The 6,862-nt window shown below is 69.0% G+C and carries 8 protein-coding genes; 4 read left to right on the top strand and 4 right to left on the bottom strand.

Annotated elements, in window-relative coordinates; all coding sequences use genetic code 11:
* Positions 1 to 193 precede the first annotated feature (193 nt).
* Positions 194 to 979 (bottom strand): hypothetical protein, encoded by a 786-nt coding sequence (locus AB0M11_RS40910; protein ID WP_365713991.1) that lies wholly within the window; start codon positions 977 to 979, stop codon positions 194 to 196.
* Between the two features lie 150 nt (positions 980 to 1,129).
* On the opposite strand from AB0M11_RS40910, the gene AB0M11_RS40905 reads away from it, so the two are divergent.
* From AB0M11_RS40905 to AB0M11_RS40895, 3 genes are all read left to right on the top strand, one after another.
* Positions 1,130 to 1,921, top strand: coding sequence for an ABC transporter ATP-binding protein (locus AB0M11_RS40905; RefSeq protein WP_365713989.1), 792 nt, complete (start codon positions 1,130 to 1,132; stop codon positions 1,919 to 1,921).
* 70 nt (positions 1,922 to 1,991) lie between these two features.
* Positions 1,992 to 2,426, top strand: coding sequence for an NfeD family protein (locus tag AB0M11_RS40900; RefSeq protein ID WP_365713987.1), 435 nt, complete (start codon positions 1,992 to 1,994; stop codon positions 2,424 to 2,426).
* A 130-nt stretch (positions 2,427 to 2,556) separates the two neighbouring features.
* Positions 2,557 to 3,501, top strand: coding sequence for an SPFH domain-containing protein (locus AB0M11_RS40895; RefSeq protein WP_365713985.1), 945 nt, complete (start codon positions 2,557 to 2,559; stop codon positions 3,499 to 3,501).
* A 136-nt stretch (positions 3,502 to 3,637) separates the two neighbouring features.
* On the opposite strand, the gene AB0M11_RS40890 is transcribed toward AB0M11_RS40895, so the two are convergent.
* From AB0M11_RS40890 to AB0M11_RS40880, 3 genes are all read right to left on the bottom strand, one after another.
* On the bottom strand, positions 3,638 to 4,147 hold the full coding sequence (locus AB0M11_RS40890; RefSeq protein ID WP_351329136.1) for an HNH endonuclease: 510 nt from the start codon (positions 4,145 to 4,147) through the stop codon (positions 3,638 to 3,640).
* 166 nt (positions 4,148 to 4,313) lie between these two features.
* A complete protein-coding gene (locus AB0M11_RS40885) occupies positions 4,314 to 4,853 on the bottom strand; it encodes a YbhB/YbcL family Raf kinase inhibitor-like protein (RefSeq protein ID WP_365713982.1) in 540 nt (179 codons plus the stop codon).
* Between the two features lie 65 nt (positions 4,854 to 4,918).
* The gene (locus tag AB0M11_RS40880) at positions 4,919 to 5,701 is read right to left on the bottom strand and encodes a sporulation protein (RefSeq protein WP_365713980.1); all 783 of its coding nucleotides are present in this window, start codon (positions 5,699 to 5,701) and stop codon (positions 4,919 to 4,921) included.
* Positions 5,702 to 5,853: 152 nt separating this feature from the next.
* On the opposite strand from AB0M11_RS40880, the gene AB0M11_RS40875 reads away from it, so the two are divergent.
* Positions 5,854 to 6,504, top strand: a complete 651-nt coding sequence (locus AB0M11_RS40875; RefSeq protein ID WP_365713978.1) for a DNA-3-methyladenine glycosylase — start codon at positions 5,854 to 5,856, stop codon at positions 6,502 to 6,504.
* Positions 6,505 to 6,862 lie beyond the last annotated feature (358 nt).

Raw genomic sequence — 6,862 nt, 5'->3', positions numbered from 1 at the left:
GCGCCGGTCTCGACGGGGTCGGTGAGGACCCGCATCGCGGCGAGAGCCGAGGGGATCAGCTGCTCGGGACGGTTGATCCGGTCGAAGCCCCCCCGGCCGAAGGCTGGGGGAGGGACTGCGCGACCAGCCACCACGGCGCCGCAGCCGGCCGACGAGATCTCATGCCACGTCGCGGCACGGCACGGCCCAGCGCTCAGCGTCCCCGCTCACGCTCCTCCACAACGGAGTTGTACGCCGCGACCTGCGCCCGCCGCGCCGTCCGCTCCACCGGCCGCAGCGCCAGCGACCGCGCCGCCATCTCCGAGGCGCTCACCGCCCCGCCGTGCCCGTTCTCATAGGCCAGCGAGACCAGCAGCCCCACCCGCTGGGCCAGCTCCAGCACCCGCACCGCCCGCGGCGGATACCCCGGGGCCAGCACCTCCCGGCCCGGCTCCGCCCGCGCCCGGTACGCGTCGATCGCCGCCTCCGCCACCGGCCCCGACCCCGCGACGTCCAGCTTCGCCAGGACGTCGGTCGCGTCCCGCAGCGCCTCCGCCAGCTCCCGCTCCGCCTCACCGAGCGACGGCACGTCGGCCGGCGGCGCCTCCCGCACCGGCAGCACATGCCAGACCACCTCGACATGGACGTCGCCGGCGGGCCCTGCCTCGGACACCTCCGGCACCAGTCCGAACGCGGCACCGTGACAGATCACCGCCTCCTCGGCCTCCAGCGCCCGCGCGTTGAACTCCGGCGGCCCGCTCAGCCCCAGCGGATGCCCCGGCGCCGGCAGCGCGACCCGCAGCCCGGTCGCCCCGAGCGCCCGCAGCCGACCCAGCGCCAGCGTGAGGCCGACCGGCGCGGACTCGCCCGGCAGCCCCTCGACGCGATGCACCGCGTCCTCGCCGACGATGGCGAGCACGGCGTCGTCCGGAGAGGCAAGTCCGGCCAAAAGGGCATTTCCCCAAGCTGCGAGGCGTCCTGAACGCGGTTCCGAGAGCATGCGTCCACCCTAAGGACCGGACCGATGGAATGGACCGCCGCACTCGTGGCGTAGATTTCATAAGGGCCGCGCCCACCGGCGCCGCCGCCCGGCCCACAGGCGTACGCGACAGCCGAGAACGGCGACACTGCAAGGGGAGACAACGCGCTCATGAGCGATGTTCTGGAGCTTCAGGACGTATCCGTGGTCCGGGAGGGCCGGGCTCTGGTGGACCAGGTCTCCTGGTCGGTGAAGGAGGGCGAGCGCTGGGTCATCCTGGGCCCCAACGGCGCCGGCAAGACCACCCTCCTCAACGTCGCCTCCAGCTACCTCTTCCCCAGCAAGGGCACCGCCACCATCCTCGGCGACACCCTCGGCAGGGTCGACGTCTTCGACCTGCGCCCGCGCATCGGCATGGCCGGCATCGCCATGGCCGAGAAGCTCCCCAAGCGCCAGACCGTCCTGGAGACCGTGCTCACCGCCGCCTACGGCATGACCGCCCACTGGCAGGAGGAGTACGACGAGGTCGACGAGCAGCGCGCCCGCGCCTTCCTCGACCGCCTCGGCATGACCGAGTACGTCGACCGGAAGTTCGGCACCCTCTCCGAGGGCGAGCGCAAGCGCACCCTGATCGCCCGCGCCCTCATGACCGACCCCGAACTGCTCCTCCTCGACGAACCCGCCGCCGGACTCGACCTCGGCGGTCGCGAGGACCTCGTCCGCCGCCTCGGCCGCCTCGCCCGCGACCCGATCGCCCCCTCCATGATCATGGTCACCCACCATGTCGAGGAGATCGCCCCCGGCTTCACCCACGTCCTGATGATCCGCCAGGGCAAGGTTCTCACCGCCGGCCCGCTGGAGCTCGAACTCACCTCCCGCAACCTCTCCCTCTGCTTCGGCCTCCCGCTCGTCGTCGAACAGCTCGGCGACCGGTGGACCGCCCACGGACTGCCCCTGTCCTGACCGCGGCTGACGCTTCCTCACTCGGCACAGCGCACTGTCGGGGTCGGCCCCCCGGCCCTACCATGGCTGTGTGAACAGCATCGACGCATGGGTGTGGTGGCTCGTCGTCGCGGCGGCGCTCGGGATTCCGCTCGTGGTGACCGCGATGCCGGAGTTCGGCATGTTCGCGGCCGGCGCCGTGGTCGCCGCCGGTACCGCCGGGCTCGGCGCGGGCGTCGTGCTCCAGGTGATCGTCTTCGTCGTCGTCTCGGTCGCGCTGATCGCCGTGGTACGGCCCATCGCGAACCGGCACGCCGCCCAGCGCCCGCAACTCGCCACCGGCGTGGACGCGTTGAAGGGCAGACAGGCCGTCGTACTCGAACGCGTCGACGGCGGCGCGGACGGACGGATCAAGCTCGCCGGCGAGATCTGGTCGGCGCGCGCCCTCCACCCGGATCGCGCCTACGAGGTGGGCCAGGAAGTGGACGTCGTGGAGATCGAGGGGGCCACCGCGATTGTCATCTGACCTCGAAAGACTCAACTGAACAGAAGAGTCCCCGAGTTGCGCGTGCGTCTGTCAGACTCATCCAGCAAGATCTTCAACAACCATAAGATCTGCCGAAGCGCCGAGGCGGAGAAGGGTACGGGGAGCGACGATGGAACCGGTCATCATCGTCCTGGTCATTCTGGTGGTGTTGGTCTTCATCGCCCTGATCAAGACGATCCAAGTCATCCCACAGGCGAGCGCCGCCATCGTCGAGCGCTTCGGCCGCTACACGCGGACCCTGAACGCGGGCCTGAACATCGTGGTCCCGTTCATCGACACCATCCGCAACCGCATCGACCTGCGTGAACAGGTCGTACCGTTCCCGCCGCAGCCGGTGATCACCCAGGACAACCTGGTCGTGAACATCGACACCGTCATCTACTACCAGGTGACGGACGCCCGCGCGGCCACCTACGAGGTCGCCAGCTACATCCAGGCCATCGAGCAGCTCACCGTCACCACGCTCCGCAACATCATCGGTGGCATGGACCTGGAGCGCACCCTCACCTCCCGCGAGGAGATCAACGCGGCCCTGCGCGGCGTCCTGGACGAGGCCACCGGCAAGTGGGGCATCCGCGTCAACCGCGTCGAACTCAAGGCCATCGAGCCGCCGACCTCCATCCAGGACTCGATGGAGAAGCAGATGCGCGCCGACCGGGACAAGCGCGCCGCGATCCTCACCGCCGAAGGTACGCGCCAGGCCGCCATCCTCACCGCCGAGGGCGAGAAGCAGTCCCAGATCCTGCGCGCCGAAGGTGAGGCCAAGGCGGCCGCCCTGCGCGCCGAGGGCGAGGCCCAGGCGGTCCGCACGGTCTTCGAGGCGATCCACGCCGGCGACCCGGACCAGAAACTCCTCTCCTACCAGTACCTCCAGATGCTCCCGAAGATCGCCGAGGGCGACGCCAACAAACTCTGGATCGTCCCCAGCGAGATCGGCGACGCCCTCAAGGGCCTCTCCGGCGCGATGGGCAACTTCGGCCCCCTGGGCGGCGGTTCCAACGGCGGCGGCAACATCCCGGCCCAGGAGCGCCGCGAGAAGCCGAACATCGACTAGCGGCGCCTTCAGACAAACGTTCCCCGCGCCCACCTTCTTCTGGGGGCGCGGGGCTCTGTTTGATTTGCGGCTCCGCCGCGTGGGCGCGACAAGCCACAACGCGGCCGCAGCCGACGGGGTCCGGCCAGGCAGACGACTAGGCGGCCACATCCCCCGAAAGCCACTCAGGCAACGCCGCCAGATCCTCGGCCCCCATGGCCAAGAGCATCGCATCCTGCGGCGAAGGCTCGAACGGCTTGCGAAGCAACGGCATCCCCGCCTGCTCCGGCGTCCGGTCCGCCTTCCGGTGGTTGTCCTCCGCGCACGAGGCCACCGTGTTCAGCCAAGAGTCCTGACCGCCCTGGGCCCGAGGCACCACATGGTCGACGGTCGTCGCCCGCCGCCCGCAGTACGCGCACCGGTGCCGGTCCCTGACCAGCACCCCCCGCCTCGACCAGGGCGCCTGTCTCCGGAACGGCACCCGTACATACCTGCAGAGCCTGATCACCCGAGGCGCAGGTATGTCCACATCCGCACCGCGCATACGCAGTTCGGGGTGGGCCTGCTCGACGACGGCCTTGTCCTGGAGCACCAGGACGACAGCGCGGTTCAACGTCACCGTAGACAGCGGCTCGAAGCTCGCGTTCAGCACCAGCGTGTCACGCATCCAGCCCACCTCCCATGTGCGCCTGCCCACCCCCGGCGGGCTTGGATCAACTCTGGACGGGCGCGCCGAGATGGACAACGCAATAAAAACTGCCCGCCTCTGATCACTTCCATGACCAGAGGCGGGCAAACGTTCAATGAACGCTCAGCTGATTTCGCGCGCGGTGTCAGCCCTGCTCGGGGTTCTCGTACTCCCCGATGAGCTGCGCACGCGCGATCGCGTGGAACCGCAGGTTGAACCCCACGACGGCGGGCGACACATCGGCGTCCGGACCGAGCTTCTCCTGGTCCACCGCGTACACAGTGAAGACGTACCGGTGCGGCCCGTCCCCGGGCGGCGGCGCGGCACCGCCGAAGTCCTTCGACCCGTAGTCGTTGCGCACCTGCACGGCGCCCTCGGGCAGCCCCTCGAACTTGCCGCTGCCCGCACCCGCCGGCAACTCGGTCACCGAGGCCGGGATGTCGAACACGACCCAGTGCCAGAAACCGCTGCCCGTCGGGGCGTCCGGGTCGTAACAGGTCACGGCGAAGCTCTTGGTCCCGGCCGGGAAGCCCTCCCACCGCAACTGCGGCGAGGTGTTGCCCTTGGCGTAGACCTGAGCGTCCTTGAGCGTCGCCCCTTCCTCGATGTCCTCGCTCGTCACCGTGAAGGAAGGGACGGGCGGATGGAAATCATGGGGGAGCGGCCGCCGCTTGAGCTCGGTCACCTCGGTACCTCCTGATCGATACTGATCGACTACGGAACCCGTCACGGAATCCGCGATTCCCGAGCCTAGAACCAGTTGCGCTTGCTGCCGACCTCGGACAGCCACTGGTTGAGGTAAGCCGCCCAGTCGGTCCCGTGGAAGTCGTGCAGACCCACCTGGAAGGAACGGAAGGTGTCACTGCCCTCGCTGAACAGCCCCGGCTTCTTGTCCATTTCGAGGACGACGTCCATGGCGTGCGCGTCCGTCACGAAGCTCAGCTCGACCTGGTTCAGCCCCCGGTACTGGGACGGCGGGTGGAACTCGACCTCCTGGTAGAACGGCAGCGTCTGCCGCGTCCCCCGGATGTGCCCCTTCTCCAGGTCCGCGTTCTTGAAGCGGAAGCCCAGCTGGATGAAGGCGTCCAGGATCGCCTTCTGCGCGGGCAGCGGATGCACGTTGATCGGGTCCAGATCCCCGGAGTCGACGGCACGCGCGATCTCCAGCTCCGTGGTCACCCCGATGTGCATCCCGCGGAGCGCCTGCCCGTCGATCATCGTGACGGGGGTCTCCCACGGGATCTCCAGCCCGAACGGCACCGCGTGCACGGCCCCGGCCTGTAGCTCGAAGGCACCGCCGAGCCGCACCTTGCCGAAGACGATGTTCTGCTTGTACTCCTCGTCGCCGCTCTCCACCTCGACCCGGGCCTGCAGACCCACGGACAGCCCCTGGATCTCCTGGTTCACCGAGCCGCCCTGGATCCGCACCTCGCCCTGGACGACACCGCCCGGTACGACGTTCTCCTCGGTGAGCACCGTCTCCACGGACGCCCCGCCGGCCCCCAGGCTCGCGAGCAGCTTCTTGAACCCCATGACTCTCCTCTACCTACGACTGCCTACTACGTACGGACCCTTGATCCCTACAAACGCGATCCGGCCACGACCGGTTCCGGTCCACACCCTGGCAAGCAGACGAATCCTTGACCAGCCCTTGGCGTCCTCGGCCTGGACTACGCTCGGACGCCATGATCGCGCCCCCGGACCGTACGCCACTCCCCAGGAGCTTCTTCGACCGCCCCGTGCTGGACGTCGCCCCCGACCTGCTCGGCCGTATCCTCGTCCGCACCACCCAGGAGGGTCCGATCGCGGTGCGCCTCACAGAGGTGGAGGCGTACGACGGCCCGAACGACCCGGGCTCGCACGCCTATCGCGGCCGCACCCCCCGCAACGACGTCATGTTCGGTCCGCCCGGACACGTGTACGTCTACTTCACCTACGGCATGTGGTTCTGCATGAACCTCGTCTGCGGTCCCGAGGGCACCGCGTGCGCGGTCCTGCTCCGCGCCGGCGAGATCGTCGAGGGGGTCGAACTCGCTCGCAAACGTCGACTTTCGGCCCGAAACGACAGAGAACTGGCCAAAGGACCGGCCCGCCTGGCCACGGCCCTGGGCGTCGACCGGGCCCTGGACGGCACGGACGCGTGTGCCGTCGGCGAGACCCCGCTGCGGATACTGACCGGCAGCCCCGTCCCCTCCGACCAGGTGCGCAACGGCCCGCGCACCGGAGTCGCCGGCGAGGGAGGCGACGGCGACGTCCACCCCTGGCGCTACTGGGTCGCCAACGACCCCACCGTGAGCCCCTATAGGGCCCATGTGCCGAGGCGCCGCTCAAGTTGACGCGTCCCTGGAAGGTGCGTAATGTAGCCCGAGCCGCTTGAACCGGGTACGGCGATCGCCAGCAGCCGGGAGCGGCCACCCACTACCTGCGACTTCCCCTGACGGGGTCGATTTCGGCATGCCCGCATGCCCGAATTCGGACCCGCGGAACTCGATTATGAGTCCCGGCGGGAATCGGCTAACGTAGTGAATGTCGAAAGGCCGACGGGCGAAAGCCGGAAAGCCAGAGACAATCCCGCCGACCGGGAATCGGACGCCGAAAGGATCTGATAGAGTCGGAAACGCAAGACCGAAGGGAAGCCCGGAGGAAAGCCCGAGAGGGTGAGTACAAAGGAAGCGACCGTTCCTTGAGAACTCA

Source organism: Streptomyces sp. NPDC051987 (assembly GCF_040680735.1).
Classification (GTDB): domain Bacteria; phylum Actinomycetota; class Actinomycetes; order Streptomycetales; family Streptomycetaceae; genus Streptomyces.
The sequence above is the reverse complement of the archived record's forward strand: the minus strand, read 5'-3'. Positions and strand labels throughout refer to the sequence as shown.

Excerpts from the sequence above, each read along its gene's own strand:
- AB0M11_RS40910 (WP_365713991.1), bottom strand. The coding sequence starts at position 979 with ATGCTCTCGGAACCGCGTTCAGGACGCCTCGCAGCTTGGGGAAATGCC.
- AB0M11_RS40905 (WP_365713989.1), top strand. The coding sequence starts at position 1,130 with ATGAGCGATGTTCTGGAGCTTCAGGACGTATCCGTGGTCCGGGAGGGC.
- AB0M11_RS40895 (WP_365713985.1), top strand. The coding sequence starts at position 2,557 with ATGGAACCGGTCATCATCGTCCTGGTCATTCTGGTGGTGTTGGTCTTC.
- AB0M11_RS40890 (WP_351329136.1), bottom strand. The coding sequence starts at position 4,147 with ATGCGTGACACGCTGGTGCTGAACGCGAGCTTCGAGCCGCTGTCTACG.
- AB0M11_RS40880 (WP_365713980.1), bottom strand. The coding sequence starts at position 5,701 with ATGGGGTTCAAGAAGCTGCTCGCGAGCCTGGGGGCCGGCGGGGCGTCC.
- AB0M11_RS40875 (WP_365713978.1), top strand. The coding sequence starts at position 5,854 with ATGATCGCGCCCCCGGACCGTACGCCACTCCCCAGGAGCTTCTTCGAC.